Origin of the sequence: Nanhaiella sioensis, assembly GCF_046557775.1 — a bacterium.
Classification (GTDB): domain Bacteria; phylum Bacillota; class Bacilli; order Bacillales; family SM2101; genus Nanhaiella; species Nanhaiella sioensis.
Window position 1 is genome coordinate 195,865 of sequence record NZ_JBKAEG010000001.1, and the last position, 22,649, is coordinate 218,513.

Consider the following 22,649-nt stretch of genomic DNA (forward strand, 5'->3'; position numbering starts at 1 on the left):
CCTTGTCTTCAATTACGACAGGAGCTTTAAATATTCACACGAAAGAGAGGTGAGTACTTTGGAGCAAGTAGACTACAGTATCCCGCAGTTTTTCTCGGATTACTTGTACAGCTATAATAAAACTACGCGTGATTTTGATCTACAGACAGTCGATTCTAGTGAACTGTATAGTACAAAATTCATTAATAAATATACAAAATTTTCATGCCATGATGAATTTTTTAATAGCTCTCCTTTTGCTAAAAAACCAAGTGTTAACATCAATAATTTAACTGAAGCATTTATTAAAAAGCTTGATAAATTCACACAAGAAAACACGTCCTTTAACTCATTTGAAGACATGCACGATACTGCCGTAAAATATTGGGAAGAACGAATTTATTTGGGTGACTAATTTAAGGTCACCTTTTTATTATTGCACTTCGACTGAAGTGAGAGAAGTATACTTTTCGATAAAAGGTAATTGAAATCCTACTGTTAGAGGTTAAATATCTAGACCACTCACAATGCTAACTGGAATAAGAAATGCTGTTAAGATAACTAGAAGTATGAAAAACAACACTAAGAATGTATATATGATTCTCTTTCTCAAAAATATCCTCCACAATAATTATGTTGTTCTATCTAAGGTAGCATGAACTTAGCATTGTTAATTCGCATTTTCTGTCGGTACCCCTAACTTAAACACTACTATGCTATGAGTTAAGAGAACTGGGTTATAAAGTTTTACTAAACACAAAGATTATTGAGATCACTAAGGACTAAAATGGAGTCCTTTTTTGTTGCTGTTTAAAAAAGAAAAGGTGTCACGAAAGTTAGTCGTATATTCTCAGCAAGCTCCATACATAGGACATCTATGGCATAATTGGAATACAATAGCGAATATCTAAGGGTGGTCATCTTCATTCTCCATGAGAGGGGGTGAGGCGTATGGCAGTATTTGAATCATTAATATTTGCTTTAGCATTAGCTATGCTAATCATTTCGATACTGTCCTTCAACAAAAACAATAAAAAAAGCATAATTAGTAGCTTACTGATTGTACTTTTATTCGTTATACCATTTGCAACATATATAATTTATCAGAATCAATTAAACGGACTTAAATGAGAACAGTCATATAGGAACGAAAGCACTTGAACAAATTTTAGTATATCAGTGGTCGGCCAATTAGCTATAAAGATTTGAGCATTTGCCAAGTGTTTATCTATACCTTACTGGCTCTTTTATATATCAAAACTTAGTTACATAAATTGAGATTTTATTATTGACTTCTAGGATAAAACACCTAATAATGTTTAAGTTGGAAAATTTACCTAAACTAAAGGGGATGCATAGTTTGGAAAATCAAAACTCATTTTGGAAAATGATTGTTATTTCTATGTTTGTCGGTTTAGTACTGCAAACCAATCCTACTATCGGTCATTCAGCAAATGACGACTTAAAGGCTAAAGGTTCATTCACTGATGTAACACACGATTATTGGGCAGTCGAAGAAATTGCATATCTAACTTTAGAAGGTATAATTAAAGGCTACAATAATGGGGAATTTGGTCCAAAAGATAATGTTACCAGAGGACAGGCTGCAGTAATGGTTACACGTGCCTTGGAAATAAATACAGAAAATATTACAAATCCGAAATTGCCTGACGTAAAAGAGGACCATAGCGCTTATAGAGAAATTGCTGCTGTAATTGACCAAGGTATTTTTGATATAGTAGACAGTTTTCACCCAAACGAGCCACTTACAAGAGGAGAAATGGCAAAAATTCTAGTTCGAAGCTATGACTTAAAAGGTGACTATGGAGAATACTTTACAGATGTTTCACTAGATAATGAATATTACCCATACATAAACAAATTATTTGCAAATGGAATAACTACTGGATTTCCAAACAAAACATTCAAACCGAATCAACCAATTACAAGAGATCAATTTGCTGTATTTTTTGCTAGAGTATTAGATAGTAAGTTTAAACCATCTTTAATTAACAATAATTTTTTAGAATTAGCGAAGAGTGGGATATTAAACGGATGTAATTATTCGTTAAATGGTTATGTAACGTCAAAAGACATTCTTGGTGACAATGGTAAACCTGAAGAGGAAGGTTATATGTTTGGTCTCAAAAGAAAACTCTTTGGTAATTGTTATTACTATACAGTGGATTATAAAGATGATTCAGACGAATTAATTACTGCAATTGATTATTATACAGATGAAAGCAATTTAACAATACAAGATATTAAGAAGTTTCTTGGTGAACCCCATGATGGTGGTTACGATGAACATAATGGTTTAAGTACCATGATTTATAGAGATGAAGCATATTTTCTCACCTTTATGATTAGTGATGAAAGTTCAAAGCCATCAGTTATTTTCTTTACATATAAAATGTCTGAAGAAAAAGCACGCTATCACCTCTTGAATGAGCTAGGGTTGTTAAACAACCCTAACGTATTTGTAAGGCATGAGGCTACACAAGATGAAAGTTCAGATGAATATTATTTTGAAGTCTGCCAAGATGAGCAACAGACTGAAGAAGAGGCTCAATGTGTACCGATAGGGTTTTATTATGTAGATAAATTTATTGGGGATATACGACAGGAACTTACTATCATTCCATAGTATTAGCAGTGCTTACAATTATAAACTATATCTGTGTGATACAGCATGAAGGTGTAGCTACCCTACACCTTTTTCTCACTTCGTTCAATAATTTCTGCCACATTATTCTTAATCTTTCCAGACTCAATTTTTTTACGAATATGTTTAAGAAGTACTCTCTATTTCTTATTTTCTACAAACTTATCACCTAATTACGTTACTTCATATTATAAATTCCATTATATATAATTTATTATATTCAATGACTATTCCTTCTGAAACACGTCAATGAAAATCCATAGTTTTCATGTTTTAGGTTAATAAAATGATCCGAAATAAACGTATAAAATGTTAAGCAAGTAGCCTAATTCATAATTTCATACTAATAAATAATCTAGGAAGTCGAAAATAGCTTTGACTCCCTGTAATAGTATGCAGAGCCATACTCTATACTGGCAATAGTAAGATTGTAAGCCTCTCCTAATACAATTTACGCAATGTTTCTAAAATTTCACAGATGACTAGAAATAATATGATCCATTAATAAGTGTATTTTTTCATTAACAGTTAAACTATTCCATACTTTTGGACAAATTTTCATGTTGTCAGCCCCCTTTTATCATGATTTTTACTTTGTGACCAAGCAAATGTACCATTAGTGAGCCTCTTAGTTGTTTTTCAATCAATATATATCCCCATTTTCAAAAATTATGCAAACTAAACCAAACTTTTTTAAGTTTAAGCACCTTAACATTATGGACAACCTAATATTAACCGTTAATTACCTTTTACAGATGATTAGTGAATGACAAAGTAGACAAACAAAGGAGCTCGAAGTATGAAGATTTTAATGATAACCATTGCTGTTGTAGGGATACTTTATTATGCTGGTTTATTAAATGATAAAGGTGAAAAGCTATTTGAGGATTCACGAGAAAAAGTGTTTGAAGTTGCAAAAAACGTTAAGATTGATGATCAACGCATCATTGATATGTCTTTAATGGATATTTATCATTCACTAAGTACAAAATTTAAAGATGGCAACATAGAAAGACATAATGATGGGTCCGTACAAATACAGCTTAACGGAAACGAAGTCATTTATAACAGCACTACAGGAATAGTTGAAATCTTACAAACGGGAGATGAAGAATCTTTACAAGAAATTCTTCATATTTTCGAAAACAATTGAGTTTGCAAAAAGTGAAAAAAGCCTATCGTGTTAGATAGACTTTTTTTATGCTGGATTATTTCTTTAGTTTTTGACAGCGTCTTTTAATTCTTTTCCTGGTTTAAATGCCGGTACTTTACTTGCGGCAATTTCAATTTCTTCACCAGTTTGTGGGTTACGCCCCTTACGCGCTGCTCTTTCACGTACTTCAAATGTTCCAAAGCCGAGAAGAGAAACTTTGTCACCATCTTTTAGTGTTTCACTAATCGAGTTGGTTACTGCTTCTAATACTTTGCTTGCGTCCTTTTTGCTAAGTTCTGCTTTTTCAGCTACTGCGTTAATAAATTCTGTTTTATTCATTTTTTTTACCACCTTTCTATGTAACGAACTATATCTTATCAGATTTCCTATCAAAAGGTAAATACTATCCTGCAATAAAAAGAAAATAAAGGCTCTTTTCGTAAATTTTGTTGCTAATGTTACTAAGATAGAACCGCAAGAAATAATTTCATATGGTAGCCTTCCGTACATATTCAACGCCCTCTCGTTATGTACGATGGAAATACTAAGTGTGAGAAACTACAAACCATATGAAAGGATCTAAAAAAATCAATATTTAACTATACCTCTCCAAAAAACTTCCCACGTATTATTGAGTCTTTTTTCATACTCTTCATAAGAAAAATTTGCTAAGTAAAAGAGCATCCCATCCAACATACAAAGAAAAGAGTTAACAATCTTCTCATCATCAATAAATTGACTGTTGTCTGAATGATTTTTTAGTATAGTATATAGTAATTTCCTTATTTCCTTTTCGCATTCATTATATTTTCGGTTTAGTAGGTCTTTAAACTTATCTGGCGGAACAATACCATACCTTTTAATAAAAAGACCTAAGCTATTATTATTAAAATATTCATTTAGTTCATGTAACAAAAAATACAGCCGTTCTTTCGTAGGAAATTTTGCTGTAGCTACCTCTTGCTCTTTAATAAAATTGATATACTCTGACATAACATATTCAATTACACTTATAAATAATTCTTCTTTACCAGAAAAATATGCATAAATGGAGGGTGCTTTAATGTGAATACTAGTCGCTATATCTTTTAAAGATGTCTCTTCATAGCCCTTTGCGGAAAACAAAATTAAAGCTTGATTTAATATTTTTAATTTTGTCTCTTCTCCCTTACTCAATTGACCACCCCGCGATTAAGATACTAGTTTTAGCCCTATAATACTTATGATGATACCACTAACCAGTGCCAGTTTTCTGTAATCTTTAGGATCATTAAACGCAAACATACCAATTAATACACTTCCAGCTGCACCTATTCCTGTCCATATACCATAGCCAATACTAATAGGAATTTCTTTTAATGACATTGAAAGGAATATAAAACTTAAACTCATGAAAAGTACAAAGAACAATGAAGGTTTTAGCCTTGTAAACCCTTCAGATAATTTAAGAAAAGTTACTCCTCCTATTTCCATGAATCCAGCGAGTACTAGTAGAATCCAACTCATATTATGCACTTTCTCCTTTTGCTTGTTCTGGTATTAATTTCAACCCAATAATACAGCTAATTAAGGTTATTAATAAAATGATTTTTAGTACACTAACTGCGTCATTTAAAAACAGGATCCCAACGATGGATGTACCAAAGGCACCAATTCCAGTAAACACTGCGTATGCTGTTGAAACAGGTAAATATTTAAGTGATTTTGAGAAAGCCCAAAAGCTAAAAATCATAAGTAAAACCGTCGGTATAACGAAAGGGATATTTGTAAAGCCTTCCGAAAATTTCAAACCAAACGCCCAACCTACCTCTGATATACCACCGAGAATAAGATATAACCATGCCATGATTTATATCCTCCTTATTAACATCTTTAAGCATCTCTAGGATAATTAGTGTTTCCCACCTAACAATACTTATATCAATTCCAAAACGTAAGTCTATAAAAAAAAAATATAATCTAACTAACGTTAGTTAGATTTTAGGACAAATCAATTAAATATGCAACTATTTCGTAGTTTTATTAATATGATTAATGTGTGTATCCTCTCTTACTTATAAATAATAAATTTCAACAGATTTTTCATAAGAAGATCCAAAAAACATATTTCAACTCCGTTCTAAACTATAACCAAAGTAAAGAAACGATTAATAAAATGAAAACTATACAAAGTAAATCATATGCTATGTAACAGATAGCCTTATTGTGGCTATCTTTCGTTAATCGTTCACAACGTGAACGTTGCAGTAACAGGAAAATGGTCCGAAAATCCCTCAGAGTTATCTACTGTAGCTGCTGTAACTGATGTCCCAGAAAGAGTAAGAACCCAATCAATCGCTGCTCCACGTTCAGTTGTTGATGGTTTTGGATCACCTTGATTTGCTATATCCCATGTGTCTACTATATTCATTGGATTTGGTGTACCATCTATCGGTATTTGATCTAATAAATATTCCATAATAGCATTATTTCTTGTTGCATTAAAATCTCCTACAACAATAGCATGACGGTTGTTATTTCCTACTTGATGTTGATTAATTAGGGACACTAATTCAATTGCATGATCCTCTTTACTCGAAGTAGGGCTTACACAATAATGATTATTATAAAAATAAAACTCTTCACCCGAATCAACTTCTCTTAGCAATAACCAAGTTATATATCGCGTGTTGCCACATTGCGCAGCTTCAACAAAACCAGAGTCTAAAATAGTAAATCGATTACTCCTTATTAATATAGGATTGCCGTAATTAACTGGAATATTAAATCGTATTAAATCATACATGCCAGATAACCCTGCTTCTAAATCTCTTCTTTGTGTTGACATAGCTTCTTGAAGCCCTACTATATCAGGATTAATGTCTAATATTTTATTAATTATACCATCCCTGCGATTTCTCCAAGTTCTCCTATCAGCTAGTATATTGAAGCTCATTGTTAACATATTTTCCCCCCTCTCCTACATAATTACTATATTATATGTAATAACAGAGAAGATGCTTGTACAGGTAACATGTATTTGATCTTTTTTAAAGGCTGATTTTGTCTTAATAGTTGCTGTTCGTAATAGGTTGTTCTCAAATTAATTGGTGCTTTTCGTAATAATAGCAAAACTCGTATGTATCTAACTTTCGGGGCATCTTTTTTTCAATAAAACTATAATCACAGTACATACCAGTTAGTCAAATGCAAGTGAAAAAAGCAACAAAGTTTCAGAAAGAGACTTTTTAAAATGCACTGACACACTTTTTCTATGCTCTAAATGTAATACCCTATTCATGTTTACTTTTATTTTTTCGATCTAATTCAATATCATTCACTATTTCTCAGTTTTTCTATAAATTTACCATTAATGATAAATTATATTCTCATCTTCATTTTTATTTTTGGTAGTCCCGTAGATATATTTTACTTTCTTATTCGTACCCATTTATGATTCAATACCTCAAACTCTCCTTTTTCTTTATGCGTACAATGTTGACAAGAATATGTGTATCACTCTTTAAAATGCCCAATTTTAAATATTAATGTTTTATTAGGCATTTGCCGTTGGGCAAAGACATATACCTCATATAGTGTTCTTGAAAGAATTAAATTAGAGGAGTGTTTAAATGTATAATTTTGACCTTCACAGACTTTATTATAGAGATCACCATAACCCACATAATGGTTACAATAACAATTTAAAGCACATGGTATTAGGTACCGTTGAGCCGATCGTTTAATATGGTTTAAAAGAGGCACAGCATACTTCATACATTCACGCAATACGCGAAATCGCAGCCATTGCCTACCTTATGGGAAAGGGCTACGATCAAAAGGCTGCATGGCAAACTGTTGAATCTTGGGAAACAAATGAATCATTTTATCCTAGATATCCATGCAGAGGCTGGGACAAAACCCAATTAAAATGAAGAAACCGCACGAAATCATATTTATAAACCTTGATTTCGTGCGGTTTTATTTTTGCTTAATGTATAAAAACCAGTTAGTTTTCCACTTATGTCCCAGCCTCTTTTTCCTCATATATTAACTTCGCATCTCCTCTACGACCCAGAAATGCTAGAAGTACATTTATGATAATAGCTTCCACGAAATTCCTTTGTTGATTATCTCTTTTCCATATATTTTGTAAAATGTTACTGAACTCAGAGCATTGGGTGGATATTTATGTAACTATAATTACAGCAAACAATTTTACGATTACTATACTTGTTTCTCTCAAAATTACATAAAGCAAAAGCTATTCTAAAACTAGTTTTATAGGTAACAGCCTATAGTATCGTTCCTTCAACTAAATAATGAATTTTAAGATTATCTATTTAAACACTACTTCTACAATTTTTCTACAAACAAATAAAAATAATCACAATACAAAAAAATGTAACCGTTTCCAAAATAACATACCTACCTAGTTGAAATTAGTATTATTAAAATAAATAATGTAAAAAACTAATTTAGGAGGTTTCAAATGAAAAAATTACTAACTTTTTTATTATGCTTACTAATTAGTATCCCAACTCTAACTTCTGCAAGTAGAGCAGAAAGTCAAATTAATGTACAAGCAGCAAACAGCTCTGAATGGAATCTTGTGTGGAGCGACGAATTTAATGGAAATGAGATTGACAGGACAAAATGGACTTATGATTTCGGAAACTATCTTGTTGATGAAAATGGTAATGTAATTACTGACGCACCAGGCTGGGGAAATAATGAAGAGCAATATTATACAGATGCTCCCGGGAATTCATATATTAATAATGGCAATCTAGTTATTGAAGCAAAGCAAGAGCAAATATCTGATGAATATGGTACATATGACTATACATCTGCCAAGCTTAAAACAAAGGGATTATTTGGGCAAAAATATGGAAAATTTGAAGCGAGAATAAAATCCCCAAAAGGTAATGGATTGTGGCCAGCATTTTGGCTTCTTCCAACTGATAATGTTTATGGATCATGGCCTGCTTCTGGTGAAATTGATATAATGGAAGCTTCTGGAGGTAAACCCCATGAAGCTTCAGGTACGATACATTATGGTGGTTTATGGCCAATAAGAGAATACACAGGTAAAGCATATCATTTCCCTGAAGGTGGAGCGATTACAGACTTCCATACTTATTCAGTAGAATGGGAACCTGGAGAAATTCGTTGGTATGTTGACGGAAATTTATATCAAACTTTAAACAACTGGTTTAGCCTTAATCCTGCTGAAGAACTGAATCCATTTCCAGCACCGTTTGACCAAGAATTCTATATCATTCTAAATCTAGCAGTAGGAGGCCAATTTACAGAAAATCCTGATGATCCAACTGCGTTTCCAGGAAAAATGGAAATTGACTATGTGCGCGTATATGAAGCAAATGACGAAAATGGTTGCATTCCAACAGTAGATAGGAACTTTGACTTTTCTTGTGGCTTAAGCGATTGGTCACCATATGTGCATCATGATACAGTAGCTCAAATATTAGCAGAAAATGAAGAAGCTAATGTTGTTATTTCTGAACAAGGTAACGAAGAATGGAGCGTTATATTAGAGAAAAGAGGGTTAAATTTACAACAAGACCTGGATTATCTCGTATCCTTCGATGCAAGATCAACAATTGATAGGGATATGGTCGTTTCTATAGAGAACTCACAATATAATAGATACTTGAGTGAAACAATTAATTTATCCAGCAATATGAATAATTACAGCTTTCAAATGACAATGCCACAGTCTGATGCAGTCAGTCTAAAATTATTAATGGGCAAATATGGCGCAGGTGCACATAATATTTTCATAGATAATGTAGTCATCGAACCCATCGGAGAAAACCTTTTAAAAAATGGCGATTTTGCTACAAATGATCATTTTTGGACAGCATGGTGGGGAGATCAATGGACGGGTGTTGCAGAGGGTAATAAATCAGTTGTAAATGGTGAATTAGCAATTGAAATGCAAACAGTTGGTAATGTAGCTTATTCTCCACAAGTGTACCAAAATGGTATTGAATTTAACAACGGTAAATTGTATACGGTTACATTTGATGCTAGAAGTGATACACCAAGAAAGATGAATGTTAATATCGGTAAAGAACTTACAACAGATCCATGGTTTATACCGTATGCCAATACAGAAATTTTTGATTTAACAACCGACATGCAGACATTTACCTACTCTTTCCAAATGACAGAGCAAACATATACTAACGGAAAGATAGTATTTGAACTAGGAAATATCGAGGGGGGAAATGCTGCTACAACAGTTTATATCGATAACGTATCTATCGTACAGCATTAACAACGGTTATGAAATGATTAACAATGTAGAGAAAGGATAACTCGACAGTTATCCTTTCTTTAGCTTAATTTGGCGTTTTCGCATAAAATTGCTGCTTTTAACTACTAGAAATCACAAATACAATTATTGTTCGTGGTTCTTTTTTTCGGCAAAAACTTCAACAAAATATACTTTCTCTAACGGTTCAAATTTTTTGTATTAACTGTTTACCAAAGAAGCTTTCAACTTATCTAGTAAGATATAGCATATTATGTTGAACATAATTAGACAATCGCTTCTCCCTTTGCATATATTATTATGGCGTCTTTCGAGATTTTTATCTTGGCTATCATTTAAGTTAGCTTAAAACAAAAGAGCATTCATCGATCTAGTATTTACAAAAGCGCCTTCTACACCCCCTTGTGTTTCAACAACAGAAGCCATAAGCACAAGATCTCCTGCTAGGCAAGGTATTGAAATTGTAAAGTTTGGGTTTGTGTTATGCTCTACATCAAACTGTGCTGGCTGCTGTACTCCACTTACTGTGTCTAATAATAACGGAGAAGCCATTGTTAAATTAGCTTCTGCTGATTCAACCATTACTTGATAAGCTAACTCATATTTATATGGAAAACTAGAAAGTTCAACATCATTCTCAAAACCCGCTACAGCAAAATTCGACTGAAGAAATCCATCAAGCTTCACCTGTCTTCCATATAAATGTTTTGGAATTCTTAACCTTAGCAGCTCTACTCTAGTTCCATCTAATGGTAGTATAGCAGGCTTATCTTCTTGTGTAGAAAGAAATGCGATATCATGGTTTTTAGTCAATTATTCTCCCCCCTATCTATTCTAGAATGTCATAAGTTCTGTGAGAATCTGAGTCCTATTCATTAGACTACAGAATATATTATTCAACTTAAAGCAGCAGTGCTTGGATAAATTTCTCATGCAAGACAGAAATGCTATAAAAAACCCAAAAACCTTCATACTGTTTCAGACCATTACTAAATGAATTTTAGATTTATACCGTACAATACTACTTAGAATCGTAATTAATTTGTATGATAGTTTCGTTAGAGAGAGTAAAAAGTATTTAGCCTTCTAAAGTGACTTGGTTTTTGTGTAACAAACATGTATATAAGTAGCTTAGGAATAATAGCTTAATCTCCATCATTTTCCCATTCTCTTTATGAGCCACTAAAGGACTTTTTCTGCACTCATCGAATTCAAACACCTTATTTGGCAATTCAGCTTGACTTAGATATACATACTCTTCTATTAAGCCTATTTAACTTTTTTATCTGAGGTACACTGTTTTACTAATTGATTATTTCCGTGTAATAAAGAATTTCATCTACATAACGATGATGTATCTATTGTAATTCTTCTTCCCTTCTCAATTATGTCGCACAACTATAAGTGAAAAAGAAATAAAACGTTACAAATAGTAACGTTTTATCTACAAAATTAATGCTATATAAGTGCATTAGGGGGAAATTAATTTCTATAATTATTGTATCAAATTTCGCAAAAGTATGATTTTGATCTGAGGAGGGATTTATTGATATTTGATTATATATCCTTTTAAAATGCTACGTATTTTAACATTTTATATAAATATATTTATTTTTATAAAAACCATTGTATTAAACACGCCACCTATAATATCCATAAACTGGGTATTGATTTCAATACACATTTTATTCGTTAATTACCGCTTTCCAAGTAGGAAATTTAATATTTAAGACATCCTCTTTGTTATTTTAATAGATCTAAGCTTAATCACACAAAATCACATAAACATCCCATAGAATCCACACACAATTTTAGTTTAATATTAATACAGTGTTAATGAACTTTTTCATAACCCACCTCTTTTCTTTTAGGCACACTTACTCTCTAGTGTGTCTTTTTTTTTTCGGTTTTGAATTGAACAATCTTCAAGGAATAGTAAAGGCAGATTATGATTTAATTCTCATAGTGCAGAAGTTTTTTCAAAACTAGGTGATTATTTTTATGTTGTTCTATCAACAGGTTGTCCTGTTATTTATTAACCTAAAAAATGATTTCCTATCCCTACTATATAGTTTTATTGTTTTACACTTATTCTGATACGAACAAGCAAAGAGGAGTAATTCAGTTTTTCTTATCCTAATCCTTTAAAAGTTTCTCACTCTCAAATGATATTTACCTCCTATATTACCATTAGGAGTATACACCTTTATTTTATACTCACCTGACCCATATTCATTCAAATCTACAGAATATAGTCTTTCCTGTGAGCCAGCAGTTATTGATTCCCCAATTAAACTTCCATCGGGAGCATATACTTTGTACTTATAATTGTAACTATTATGTAAATTATTTAGCCAAAAATTACATTCTGAGCCTTCATGTATGTCTAAATTCACGTAATATTCTACAGAGTCATCATTAAGTAATTCTTCAACACTTAGTACAGCATCAGCTATTTTTTCGACAGGTGCTGAAGCATTTCCCGCTTCATTAATATCGTTTTCCAGCACATATGGAATTAACAGAATACCCATCATGCACATTGCAGTAACAACACCGATTATTGGGAGTAACCTTATTTTGAATACTTTTCTCTTATTTTTTTTATTAATGTTATACTCTAACTTTTGTCTTAACTCAAATTGTTTTTCTGGATTCCATTGTATGCTTTCATCCAACGTTTTTATATGCTTAAATGAATTTTCTTTAGGAAAATTGCTCATATACATATCCACCTGCTTCTAGTTTCTGTTGAAGTTCCTTTAGCGCTCTAGATAATGTAGTTGTCACTTTACTTTCTTTCCATCCTAAAATTTTACTAGTTTCTTTAATCGATAATTCTTCTATCTTTCTAAGAATAATAACTTCTCGGTATGAAGGTTTCAGCTTTATAAGAGCTTGGTACAATTCTTTAAAATGTTCATTGATAATGATTGTATTCTCTATTGAGGGTGCAACTTCCTTCTCTTTTGAAGATGACCTCATACGCTCAACTACATTTAATTTCTTCCTTCTAAAATAATCAATAGAAATATTATGAGCAATTTGAAATAACCAGGTTTCTACTTTTTCTTGTTTTTTTAACTGATAATATGAGTTATCAACTTGCATAAAAGTTTCATGAGTTAAGTCTTGTGCAATATGGTAGTCATTAGTAAGTACAAAAATAAATTTAAAAATCCGACCACTATATAGATCATAAAGATGAAGTATATCTTTTGCGATATTATCTCTCCGCATATTCCCTCCTCCTATATTTATTTTACAAAATATTAACATAAAAATTTCAAATATTCATTTGCCTTCTATCAGCATTACAAGACTTTAATATAGATAAACCTTTAAAATACTAATGAAATCAATCAAAACCATTAATATTTTGATATTCACATATAGATCCCTGCTTTATAAATTATTTGTGAAAAAGTGACAACCATCCAACACATATACATTTATGACTGATAATTTATGTGTAACAAAGATCAACTGTGATTTGCGAATAAGCTTGAAATGAACTTTTTTGGGGAGGTTTACAGCTAGGTAAAATGTAAAACACCATTATCATAATGTCTCATAAAAAATAGCTGTTATCTTTTTTGAGTAGTTATTAGTTCTGAAATCCATTAACTCACATTCTGAATTTAACTCTTTCAGTATAGTTACAGTTTCAAATTATTAAAGCGATATACAACAGTTTTTAAGCTTCTGTTTATCACTAACCTCCTTAAACATTTCATTTCTCGTTGAAGAAACAATGCGTAAAAATCTATCTTAATGTTAGTACGGAAAATAATTTTCGACGAAGCAAAGTTATAAAACTAGTATTTACAGTTGTTTAAGCTCTAGCAGGTTTGTATAACTATAAATACTATTTGAGAATATAGTTATTATATGAAGAGTATGGAAATCTAAGCTGTATATTCTTCAAACAGTTTGTTTTGATATGTACATAATAATATTAATGAAAAGTTGTTATTTACAACAAACGTGTTAGTTAGTTAACTTCAGCAAAGCTCTGTTAACAAGTATTGTGATCTTAAGATCCAAAAATACCCAATATGGTTGCATATTGTTATCATTGATTCTTAATATAATATAAAAAAGCCCCTGCTCCAAAAGTAGGGGCTAATGTGAAGTGAAGCAATCCCATCCATTTTAAATTATGTTCCCCTATCCTTTTTGGTGTGGGCCAGACAAAAAAATAAAAATAGCTATGAACAAATCATCAATAATTTCCTAATGATGTTGTTCTTGTTGCTAAGCGTGTTTTTAATAAGGTTCTTTTCATAAACTTAATTGCAATTGAGACTAAGTTAGAACAGCAATAGATAATTTTATGAAATTGACCTACGAGATAAGGTACCACGAATCCTTGGCTTATACCTAGTTATTTCTTTGTTTAAAAGCAACATATAAACAACCTTTAGTAGACATCACAAGGGTTTTCTGTTTTCCCACCGCAATTACCTGATGCTTCGACATTACCTGCACTGAAAGGTGCTAATAATCCGAATATCATAACAAGCGTAATTAGTTTTTTCAACAGTCACACCTCCTAATTAAAATATCCTGACAATGCGAATTATAGTCATCTTCATATTAATCAGTCTCATTATATAGGGCATTTTAAAGCATCACAATATAAATTATCCAAAATAAGGAAATTATACTAATAAGAAGTATTATGGCAATTTATCTTACTGTGACAAATGATCTATTAAATAAAATCGTATGTAAAATGATTTGAAAAATTTAACAATCTAAGCTTTAGATACTTATCAAATTACTCAACATGTGAGCCAATCAGTACCATCAATGTTAACCGGCCTCCCAATTTATCCTTTACATAATCCATGAGTAGTAAGCTCTTTTATGTCTATATCCACTTATTGAAACAAAAGAGGTTGTATGTTATCTCATGTAGAATGAGCTACTTGTAAGAAGAAACATCCAAATTAGTAAATTACTTAAAGAATTCAAAATCGATGCATATGTTTAATAACAGAATTCACAAAATTAGAAATACAGCTGATATTTACAATCATCTCTCTTGAATTCACCTCCTTTATTTTGAGGCTGGGACATAAGTGGAAAACTAACTGGTTTTTATACATTAAGCAAAAATAAAACCGCACGAAATCAAGGTTTATAAATATGATTTCGTGCGGTTTCTTCATTTTAATTGGGTTTTGTCCCAGCCTCTTTGTTAAATCGACAATGAAAAATTACTAAGGCTATTATGAAACAGAGCCATATCATACTGTGCCCTTCATTTAGGAATTTAGTCAATATTAATTAATCAATAAGGCATTCATTGATCTAGTATTAACAAATGCTCCAGCCACACCCCCCTGAGTTTCAACAACAGATGCCATCAGCAAGAGGTCTCCTGAAACACAAGGTAAGGAAACCGTAAAGTTTGGATTTGTGTTATGCTCTACATCGAATCGAACAGGCTGCTGTACTCCACTCACAGTATCTAATAATATGGAAGAGGCAGGAGAGTAGTTAGCTTCAGCTGATTCAAGCATTATTTGATAAGCGATTTCATATTTGTAGGGTAATTGTACGGGCTCGATATTATCTTCCATACCAACCACAAAAAAATTTGACTGAAAGAACCCATCAAGTTTCGTCTGTCTTCCATATAAATGTTCTGGTATTCTTAATCTTAGTAACTCTACCCTACTTCCGTCTAATGGGAGTTCTACAGGTCTTTCTTCTTGGGTAGAGAGAAAAACTGGAGAATTGTTCTTAGTCATTTATTCACCCCCTACATCATGTCAATTGACACACCCTATTAGAAAATAAAAGTTCTCATATAAAAGAATGTCTCAAAATAGTTTATTCAGTAAAAAATACAATGTTTGGATACATCACAAAGGTTGTATATGGAAATAGAGATCTATGACAGAAGAAAACGTACTGAAAAGGAGATGTTTTTAATAAATGTTCTAGTTAAGTTGAATACGAGTTAGTCCTTCGTCACTGCCATTGATATTTGGTAATCATTCAAAAGCTTATCTAACTCTTGACTACATCGAATAACCTTATCACTTGTAAGTCCCTCTCTTTCAGCTATTTCTTTCATTTCTTCTCTTTTGTTTTCAATCATTTGTAGTAAGTTAGTCATCAAACTGACTCCTTCACACCCAAAATCTACTTAATACTATAGGAGTAGTGTAAAGTATAAAAAGATTCAGAATAGTGATATGAGTCACTTAGGTAACTTAACCTACTAGAGGAATATTGACATGCATATAAATTCTTTGGTCCTTAAAATAAGGTTTGATCTAAACGTTTAATCTATTAGTAAAAAAATTTTCAAAGAGCACTATTCAACTTACCTTATTATCCGCTAAACTACTTTTCGTTCATAAATGTTAAAACAAACATTTCAAATAGTATTAATATACAACCAATTATCTTTTAGAGTGAATAAACTGTAAGTATCCTTTAATCTAGGAGGTGTACAGAATATGTCTATAAGCTTTTATACAACCTTAGATAACACAATTATTGTTGATGAGCAACAAGGCTTTTTTTCGTGCTTTCAAGCAACTGTTGATCAAGTCCCTAGTGAAGTGACAGTGTTTTCTACATTAGCAGACCCTAACCAAGGAAAGGATATAGAGACCTTTTCTTATGATTCTGAAAGTGGACAATTTTTCCCTCTTAACTTTGATGAAAATGGAACAATAATCTTTAACTCTACCATTAATGAAGAATTATCATGTGGATTTCTTCTTATAACTTTTAAAAAAGTAGGTATTTATACGATTGAAACACAAATTGCTGAAAACAACACATTCATACCGTTATTTTCTTCCACAGACGTTTATACAGTATTAGATGCTTAAGAGTTCCCTCTTTTACGTAACCTACATTGTTCATGACGGTGCTTTCTATAATAATTTTTTTTTGAGAATAACGAATTTAATTATATATAGTTTCATTAACAATTGATTTATGCAAGGCTGTTTTCATAATAATTGTTGTTTTTCTATGTAGGAAATAAGCATATCATTTACACAACTAGAGTTTTTTGCATTTGCTCTTCGTCTGAAACAAAATGCCTAACACCTAAATCCATTTCTAAAAATACAAATTTGATGAAAATAACAACAAAATTTACAAAAAGAGCCTTATGCAAAGATATAAATTCGAAGCTTAGCTAATAGCGATAACTTTTTTATTATCTTAAAATTGGAGGATAGAAATTTGACTTCTTAACTTCTTTAGTAGGTCTGGTTAATATGATAAGCTAGGCCTCTTTTTTATTTTGGCTGTCTTCTTATTCATCTAGACATCCTGATTTATCATATGATTTATTGTAAAGAATAGAATAAATAATACAAGGAGGTGTATACATGACTGATATAAATTCACTTGAAATCCATTGCCAAGAATGTTCATTTTGGTTTCCTTCACCAGTAAAAATTTATGATAGAAGAACATATGATTTTGCTATCATAATAGGTACTACAGTCACATGCCCCAAATGCAAAGGGTTAATAACCTGTAATAAAGAAAATCTTCGTTTTGATAATGGTGAGACCCTCAATATAAATATTCATTGACCAGCGTGCCTTGGTTTTTAACCACGATACTCCCATTGTGAGCACTTATTTTCGAGACAACCTGTTCAAAAAGGGGTGATATAATTTAATTTTGGTTATTCAATTGATTTTATATTTATTACTTTTTTTCTTATGTTTTGGGTTGTCAATCTACTCGCAATGTATTGGGTTATTACAAGGGCTGTGAAAAATGGCGTTGATAATTCTATGACAAAGAAAATGATTGAAAAATTACTAGCAGAACGAGATAAGATTTAACTATTTTTAACACCTATGCTTAAACAGTGAAGGAACTTGATGTTAGTAAATTTTTAATCTAGTAAATATTTACTATTTGTTAGGAGTGAATCTGTTGGAGTTTTTGTTTTTGATTTTATTTGCTATCCCTATCCTCTTAATCGCCTTATATGAAATAATAAAACGTGCTGTAAAAAATGGAATCGATGAATCCATGATGAGTAAACTGGTTAGACATGATATTAAAAAAAGACACAAGTCAAATTAGCCCTTAACGTAAATGTGAAACTTCTTCATGTACCCTATCCTATATCAAACACATATATGACTATCAAAGCTGTGAATTTCATTAGTGAACATTAGAAACGATGACTCCTCTCCTACTCCTAAATGTATATAATTAATATAAGGTTATTAAGTAAGAAGGAGATGTTATAAAGAGACTAAGTAACATACTGATCTATTTAGTGATGATTTTTATGCTTGGGCTGCATTTGGTAAGCTTCTGAACATTCTTTCGGAAAGCTTTAATAGGTTCTACCTCGCAAGTGTAGGAGTTGTTCTTATTTGTTCAGGAGCAATTTATAACGGAATGGATTCTACTTTAACCTTAAATTCGAGGATGATCATTCAGAAAGAGTAATGGGAATTTATCACTTATTCTTTATAATCAGAGTAAATGTACATAATTAGCCCTACTAAAGCCAAACCAATAGAGAATTGAATTAATAAATCTACCTGTTCATCAGATAGATAAAAGAATACCAAATATGCATTATTAACTGGTTGATGATTCGATAATGATAGAGCATTTAGAGTAAATATGGTTATTAGAGATATGCCACTCAACCTAAGATAATCTTTATTTTTACTCTTTACAATACCAACAATAATGAAAATTAATACAAATAACAGAAAGAAAGCTTTCATTTTATTTCACCCTCCTATATACAAAAACACAATTGAAAACTCCTTGGCATTTTTTATTTGTATAACAATCATTAGTCTGTGTAATTCTTAACAACATCCTCTTCAAATCCAATATAGTCAGTCCAAAAACCTAAGGCCTTATTGTCCTTAAACTCTTCACATTTATTAAGATTGTTTTTTCGCATTGATGGTTGCTTTTCGTATTACAAGTAAACCTAGCATCTTCTCTCCTGTACAACGATGACTAACAATTAAAACTACCTTTTATAGTACTAAATTGATAACAATAGTAACAATGTTTACGAAAAGAGCCTTTATTAAAGACTTTCTTTTATTTAAAGTCGTATTTCGATTTATCATGATTACCGAAAAGCCAGCATATTTGCTGGCGCTCATTGTGGTGTAATTGCTATTGCTTGAGGATTAGTACCAACGCTAACAGTTGAGATTACAGAATGCGTTTTTACATCAATTACTGTTACTGTAGCACCGAGGTTATTCGCAACATATGCTCGTTTTCCGTCGGGTGTGAAGGTGACATCTGCTGGAAAACGACCTACTTGAACTGTCGCAATGATTGATTGCATTTTTGTATCAATAACTGTTACTTCGTCTCCGAATAAAGTAGTTACGTACACTAATTTCCCTTCTGATGTTATTGCAATATCATTTGGTAGGTCTTCGGTGTTCCCTACTGGAATTGTAGCGATTACAGAATGAGTTTTAACATCGATTACAGATACTGAACCTATGGCATTTTGGTTTCCATTTAATAAATATGCCATTTTCCCATTTGGTGTAAATACGATATCGCTTGGCATATTCTCAACTGTCACAGTAGCAATGATCGAGTGAGTATTCGTATCTATGACGGAAATATTTCCTGAAGAATTATTTGAAACATAGAGTAGTTTCCCACCCGGTACAATAGCTATAACCCTCGGAAAATCTCCAACAGGAACAGTAGCAATCACATTGTGAGTCTTTGTATCAATAACTGACACACTCTGAGATTTAGAAACAAAGACCAACTTACCATCTGGTGAAATAGCAATACTTCTTGGCCCTATTTCAACATCAACAGTAGCAATGACCGAGTGCGTCTTAGTGTCAATAACTGATACGTTACTAGAGCCAAGGTTCGTGACATACGCTAATTTACCACTGGGAGTAAAGGCGATATTATTTTGGGAGCTAGCATTATTATTTATCGGTATTGTAGCAATGATTGAATGTGTTTTGATATCTATTACAGATACAGTGCCCATAAAATTTCTATCGGTTTTCAGAACATAAGCAAATTTGCCGTCAGGAGTGATTGCTATATTATTTGGTTGATTTCCAACAAATATTGTAGCGATCACGGAATTCTTCTTAGTATCGATAGCCGACACGGTGCCATCTCCATTTGCAACATAAGCCAGTACCATTGTACCGACCTCCTTTAGTTGTTATAGTTCAGTGTATGCTCGACAGGTTTATAAATGAATTTACGATAAAGGAAAATTTGCGAATAAGGTCCCCCCTTTTGTACTAATTTTTTTCATTTAACTATTTGATTCAATGATCAACAAAATAGCGACAACTTTCTATAATAATAAACATGTCAACAACTGCAAATAAAAAAAGGCTTATAAATATAGAAAAGTGTATAAGAAATTAAAGAGAGAGAAATTAAGTCACGGGGTCTATTAATGTAATGACTATTACTTAATTTTGAACGAGGAATATTTTTAGCATATAAGGGTAATAGAAGTGTAGGTAAGTACGGATTTGAATCATTAGATACTCATTGATAATCTACGAGATTGAATATGCATTTTCTCAAAAGAAGGTAAATCCCTGTACGCTGTAGTATTTACCAATCCTATTTTTCTAGTATGCACCCTATATAAGGTTTATAATGATGTAGGATCGAGGTGTGTTTATGATGTTACATAATCCAGCAAGATTTTTTCAGCGTTTAGGTGCTTTAATACTAGATATTATATGTGTATACTTGCCACTTGCTCTTTTCAGTCATTATCTTATTGGGATAGATCTATTACATATTGATTTTATTTTCGTCCTATATATATTTTTAGCTCCAGTACTTTGGTACGGTTACAATGTTGGAAAAAGACTATCAGGTATTAGAATTATTAAAAAGAATGGTGCTGATGTTACTTTATTCACCATGTTCATGCGAACTTTCCTTGCACAATATGTATATATTTTAACGATAGGAATTGGTTTGCTAATTAGCATATTAATGGTGTTAATTCGTAAAGATTGTCGTTCTCTTCATGACTTTATCGCGGGTACATATGTAACTAATGATAAACCAGAAAAAGTATAAAAATACCCGGGTACATGAACTTGTGCCCTCACCCCAAAAAACCATCCTATTATTGTAATTCTATTTCTTTCTTGTCACCACGATCCCTTAGACAGATATTATTACTAATCAAGGTAACAATCATCTAGGTAATTTTGCTTACATTACTATGTGAATGTTTCCACGCCACACTCTTTGTTAGTGATGTAAAACTCACCGAACTTTGATGATATGATAGCTACCGCTCTGTTGTTATTACGATGAAATAATGGCAATGAGGCAACTGTAACAAATTTCCAGGGACACATCGGAAAATGAGTTTTAACTAAGTAATATTTTTTCGTCCACGGTATAATTTTCATAGGTTCTCAAGGCGTGATAGTTAGAGCAAATATTCGCGAATATTTGCTCTATTAGGTCTATTGGAGATTTCCAAGTGTCATTAAGTGATCTGGATAATTATTAACAGCTGTAATTCTCTCTACATCTGCATTCTCTCCGATAATAAATACTTGATCGTTACTTAACCCAATATTTAAATATGCTTCTATATCTGTTAACGCATTTCCGTAAGCAAAGTCTACCGAGCCTTCTCTATTCAATACACTTAGTAAATAGTCTTCTTTATAGCCTGCTGCGTCATTAGCAAAAGATCCTTCCGGATACGTATGTAGCAACCCAAACGGAAAGTCATTATCAATCAACCATTTTTGTGAAACACTTGATAACCAATATGGTCTAGCAGTTAAGTAAATAATATTGTAACCTTGTTCAACATAAAATTTTACAACCTCATTAGCACCTTCATACATTTCTGCCCGATATGTCTCTGAAAAATATTCATCAGCATACTCTTTTACCGACTCAAGGTCATCAGTTGTCAACGTACCATCAATATCAAATACAACAAATTTTTCATTTTGGTCAATGACTTTAATAAGCATATTTGTAAAGGTTGCATCACCTTCAACATGTAATCTAACTAGGTGCAACCCCCTATCTAACTTTTGATCTTCAGGGATATTATATAATATTCGACCATCTGAATTAGTTTTTTCCCTACCTATCTTTCTCCAAATAGCATCGTCCTCAGCAAATGACCATAAATAAATTGAAACCCATTCGCCTTCAAGGTCTTTTCTTATATCACCATATTGGAATTTTCCTTCTATTACTTGTGATTCAGTCGTGTTATAGATTTTGTCATACCCATTATGATGTGGAGTATGAGTTGTTATGAAATATTGATTAAAAAAACCGGTAAACCCCTCCGGTTCAATGCTAGGAAAAGCATCTGTAGATAAGTCAAAATATAGCTCACTAGAATTCTCTGAAGCGTATACTTGACCTTTTAGTGTAATAATGAATGGTACTAGGACGATTAATGAAAAAATGATTTTTTTCACTCTACCATATCCTTTCTATATGTTTTTTATTTACTATTAAACTACTCAATCGTATCATAGAATACACTACACAAACTACAGATTATTGTTAATTTTTTGTAT

The 22,649-nt window shown here is 32.0% G+C and carries 22 protein-coding genes; 9 read left to right on the top strand and 13 right to left on the bottom strand.

Features of this window, described 5'->3' with window-relative positions:
• Positions 1-58 precede the first annotated feature (58 nt).
• The 4 genes from V1503_RS00890 (at position 59) to V1503_RS00905 (ending at position 3,797) form a co-directional block, all read left to right on the top strand.
• Positions 59-394 (top strand): hypothetical protein, encoded by a 336-nt coding sequence (locus V1503_RS00890; protein ID WP_410624097.1) that lies wholly within the window; start codon positions 59-61, stop codon positions 392-394.
• A 536-nt stretch (positions 395-930) separates the two neighbouring features.
• Positions 931-1,110 (top strand): hypothetical protein, encoded by a 180-nt coding sequence (locus V1503_RS00895; protein ID WP_410624099.1) that lies wholly within the window; start codon positions 931-933, stop codon positions 1,108-1,110.
• A 229-nt stretch (positions 1,111-1,339) separates the two neighbouring features.
• The gene (locus V1503_RS00900) at positions 1,340-2,626 is read left to right on the top strand and encodes an S-layer homology domain-containing protein (RefSeq protein WP_320257392.1); all 1,287 of its coding nucleotides are present in this window, start codon (positions 1,340-1,342) and stop codon (positions 2,624-2,626) included.
• A gap of 817 nt (positions 2,627-3,443) precedes the next feature.
• Positions 3,444-3,797 (top strand): hypothetical protein, encoded by a 354-nt coding sequence (locus tag V1503_RS00905; RefSeq protein WP_320257393.1) that lies wholly within the window; start codon positions 3,444-3,446, stop codon positions 3,795-3,797.
• A gap of 63 nt (positions 3,798-3,860) precedes the next feature.
• On the opposite strand, the gene V1503_RS00910 is transcribed toward V1503_RS00905, so the two are convergent.
• The 5 genes from V1503_RS00910 to V1503_RS00930 all read right to left on the bottom strand — a co-directional run bounded on the left by V1503_RS00910 (position 3,861) and on the right by V1503_RS00930 (position 6,741).
• Entirely contained in the window at positions 3,861-4,136 is a 276-nt protein-coding gene (locus V1503_RS00910) for an HU family DNA-binding protein (protein ID WP_320209665.1), read from the bottom strand.
• A gap of 249 nt (positions 4,137-4,385) precedes the next feature.
• Positions 4,386-4,973 carry a TetR/AcrR family transcriptional regulator gene (locus tag V1503_RS00915; RefSeq protein ID WP_410624102.1) on the bottom strand — a complete coding sequence of 196 codons (588 nt, stop codon included), beginning with the start codon at positions 4,971-4,973 and terminating at the stop codon, positions 4,386-4,388.
• Positions 4,974-4,988: 15 nt separating this feature from the next.
• A complete protein-coding gene (locus tag V1503_RS00920; RefSeq protein ID WP_214482214.1) occupies positions 4,989-5,303 on the bottom strand; it encodes a DMT family transporter in 315 nt (104 codons plus the stop codon).
• Position 5,304: 1 nt separating this feature from the next.
• Complete coding sequence (locus V1503_RS00925) at positions 5,305-5,643, bottom strand: DMT family transporter (protein WP_410624104.1); 339 nt, start codon at positions 5,641-5,643, stop codon at positions 5,305-5,307.
• A gap of 381 nt (positions 5,644-6,024) precedes the next feature.
• Positions 6,025-6,741: an endonuclease/exonuclease/phosphatase family protein gene (locus V1503_RS00930; protein ID WP_410624106.1), complete on the bottom strand. Its 717-nt coding sequence runs from the start codon at positions 6,739-6,741 to the stop codon at positions 6,025-6,027.
• 1,527 nt (positions 6,742-8,268) lie between these two features.
• Between V1503_RS00930 and V1503_RS00935 the strand changes: the two genes are divergently transcribed.
• Positions 8,269-10,080 carry a glycoside hydrolase family 16 protein gene (locus V1503_RS00935; protein WP_410624108.1) on the top strand — a complete coding sequence of 604 codons (1,812 nt, stop codon included), beginning with the start codon at positions 8,269-8,271 and terminating at the stop codon, positions 10,078-10,080.
• A 342-nt stretch (positions 10,081-10,422) separates the two neighbouring features.
• On the opposite strand, the gene V1503_RS00940 is transcribed toward V1503_RS00935, so the two are convergent.
• The 5 genes from V1503_RS00940 to V1503_RS00960 all read right to left on the bottom strand — a co-directional run bounded on the left by V1503_RS00940 (position 10,423) and on the right by V1503_RS00960 (position 16,210).
• Entirely contained in the window at positions 10,423-10,890 is a 468-nt protein-coding gene (locus tag V1503_RS00940) for a hypothetical protein (RefSeq protein ID WP_214482210.1), read from the bottom strand.
• A gap of 1,331 nt (positions 10,891-12,221) precedes the next feature.
• Positions 12,222-12,800 carry a hypothetical protein gene (locus tag V1503_RS00945; protein WP_410624110.1) on the bottom strand — a complete coding sequence of 193 codons (579 nt, stop codon included), beginning with the start codon at positions 12,798-12,800 and terminating at the stop codon, positions 12,222-12,224.
• Complete coding sequence (locus V1503_RS00950) at positions 12,784-13,317, bottom strand: RNA polymerase sigma factor (RefSeq protein ID WP_410624112.1); 534 nt, start codon at positions 13,315-13,317, stop codon at positions 12,784-12,786. Before V1503_RS00950 ends, V1503_RS00945 begins: the two co-directional genes overlap by 17 nt.
• Positions 13,318-15,368: 2,051 nt before the next feature.
• On the bottom strand, positions 15,369-15,839 hold the full coding sequence (locus V1503_RS00955) for a hypothetical protein (RefSeq protein WP_410624114.1): 471 nt from the start codon (positions 15,837-15,839) through the stop codon (positions 15,369-15,371).
• 212 nt (positions 15,840-16,051) lie between these two features.
• A complete protein-coding gene (locus tag V1503_RS00960; RefSeq protein ID WP_250886837.1) occupies positions 16,052-16,210 on the bottom strand; it encodes an aspartyl-phosphate phosphatase Spo0E family protein in 159 nt (52 codons plus the stop codon).
• A 346-nt stretch (positions 16,211-16,556) separates the two neighbouring features.
• Here V1503_RS00960 and V1503_RS00965 point away from each other — a divergent pair, with 346 nt between their 5' ends.
• The 3 genes from V1503_RS00965 to V1503_RS00975 all read left to right on the top strand — a co-directional run bounded on the left by V1503_RS00965 (position 16,557) and on the right by V1503_RS00975 (position 18,162).
• A complete protein-coding gene (locus V1503_RS00965; RefSeq protein WP_320257402.1) occupies positions 16,557-16,937 on the top strand; it encodes a hypothetical protein in 381 nt (126 codons plus the stop codon).
• A 510-nt stretch (positions 16,938-17,447) separates the two neighbouring features.
• Positions 17,448-17,657, top strand: a complete 210-nt coding sequence (locus tag V1503_RS00970) for a hypothetical protein (protein WP_410624117.1) — start codon at positions 17,448-17,450, stop codon at positions 17,655-17,657.
• A gap of 343 nt (positions 17,658-18,000) precedes the next feature.
• Positions 18,001-18,162 carry a DUF6019 family protein gene (locus V1503_RS00975; protein WP_410629360.1) on the top strand — a complete coding sequence of 54 codons (162 nt, stop codon included), beginning with the start codon at positions 18,001-18,003 and terminating at the stop codon, positions 18,160-18,162.
• 389 nt (positions 18,163-18,551) lie between these two features.
• Here the strand turns inward: V1503_RS00975 and V1503_RS00980 are convergent, their stop codons facing one another.
• Both V1503_RS00980 and V1503_RS00985 read right to left on the bottom strand, forming a co-directional pair.
• Positions 18,552-18,824 (bottom strand): hypothetical protein, encoded by a 273-nt coding sequence (locus tag V1503_RS00980; protein WP_214484530.1) that lies wholly within the window; start codon positions 18,822-18,824, stop codon positions 18,552-18,554.
• Between the two features lie 392 nt (positions 18,825-19,216).
• Positions 19,217-20,254 (bottom strand): beta-propeller fold lactonase family protein, encoded by a 1,038-nt coding sequence (locus V1503_RS00985; RefSeq protein WP_410624119.1) that lies wholly within the window; start codon positions 20,252-20,254, stop codon positions 19,217-19,219.
• 500 nt (positions 20,255-20,754) lie between these two features.
• Here V1503_RS00985 and V1503_RS00990 point away from each other — a divergent pair, with 500 nt between their 5' ends.
• A complete protein-coding gene (locus V1503_RS00990; RefSeq protein ID WP_410624121.1) occupies positions 20,755-21,162 on the top strand; it encodes an RDD family protein in 408 nt (135 codons plus the stop codon).
• Positions 21,163-21,560: 398 nt separating this feature from the next.
• Here the strand turns inward: V1503_RS00990 and V1503_RS00995 are convergent, their stop codons facing one another.
• Complete coding sequence (locus V1503_RS00995; RefSeq protein WP_410624123.1) at positions 21,561-22,547, bottom strand: LNS2 domain-containing protein; 987 nt, start codon at positions 22,545-22,547, stop codon at positions 21,561-21,563.
• Positions 22,548-22,649: the final 102 nt, after the last annotated feature.

Excerpts from the sequence above, each read along its gene's own strand:
- V1503_RS00895 (WP_410624099.1), top strand. The coding sequence starts at position 931 with ATGGCAGTATTTGAATCATTAATATTTGCTTTAGCATTAGCTATGCTA.
- V1503_RS00905 (WP_320257393.1), top strand. The coding sequence starts at position 3,444 with ATGAAGATTTTAATGATAACCATTGCTGTTGTAGGGATACTTTATTAT.
- V1503_RS00910 (WP_320209665.1), bottom strand. The coding sequence starts at position 4,136 with ATGAATAAAACAGAATTTATTAACGCAGTAGCTGAAAAAGCAGAACTT.
- V1503_RS00920 (WP_214482214.1), bottom strand. The coding sequence starts at position 5,303 with ATGAGTTGGATTCTACTAGTACTCGCTGGATTCATGGAAATAGGAGGA.
- V1503_RS00925 (WP_410624104.1), bottom strand. The coding sequence starts at position 5,643 with ATGGCATGGTTATATCTTATTCTCGGTGGTATATCAGAGGTAGGTTGG.
- V1503_RS00930 (WP_410624106.1), bottom strand. The coding sequence starts at position 6,741 with ATGTTAACAATGAGCTTCAATATACTAGCTGATAGGAGAACTTGGAGA.
- V1503_RS00935 (WP_410624108.1), top strand. The coding sequence starts at position 8,269 with ATGAAAAAATTACTAACTTTTTTATTATGCTTACTAATTAGTATCCCA.
- V1503_RS00945 (WP_410624110.1), bottom strand. The coding sequence starts at position 12,800 with ATGAGCAATTTTCCTAAAGAAAATTCATTTAAGCATATAAAAACGTTG.
- V1503_RS00950 (WP_410624112.1), bottom strand. The coding sequence starts at position 13,317 with ATGCGGAGAGATAATATCGCAAAAGATATACTTCATCTTTATGATCTA.
- V1503_RS00955 (WP_410624114.1), bottom strand. The coding sequence starts at position 15,839 with ATGACTAAGAACAATTCTCCAGTTTTTCTCTCTACCCAAGAAGAAAGA.
- V1503_RS00960 (WP_250886837.1), bottom strand. The coding sequence starts at position 16,210 with ATGACTAACTTACTACAAATGATTGAAAACAAAAGAGAAGAAATGAAA.
- V1503_RS00965 (WP_320257402.1), top strand. The coding sequence starts at position 16,557 with ATGTCTATAAGCTTTTATACAACCTTAGATAACACAATTATTGTTGAT.
- V1503_RS00970 (WP_410624117.1), top strand. The coding sequence starts at position 17,448 with ATGACTGATATAAATTCACTTGAAATCCATTGCCAAGAATGTTCATTT.
- V1503_RS00980 (WP_214484530.1), bottom strand. The coding sequence starts at position 18,824 with ATGAAAGCTTTCTTTCTGTTATTTGTATTAATTTTCATTATTGTTGGT.
- V1503_RS00985 (WP_410624119.1), bottom strand. The coding sequence starts at position 20,254 with ATGGTACTGGCTTATGTTGCAAATGGAGATGGCACCGTGTCGGCTATC.
- V1503_RS00990 (WP_410624121.1), top strand. The coding sequence starts at position 20,755 with ATGTTACATAATCCAGCAAGATTTTTTCAGCGTTTAGGTGCTTTAATA.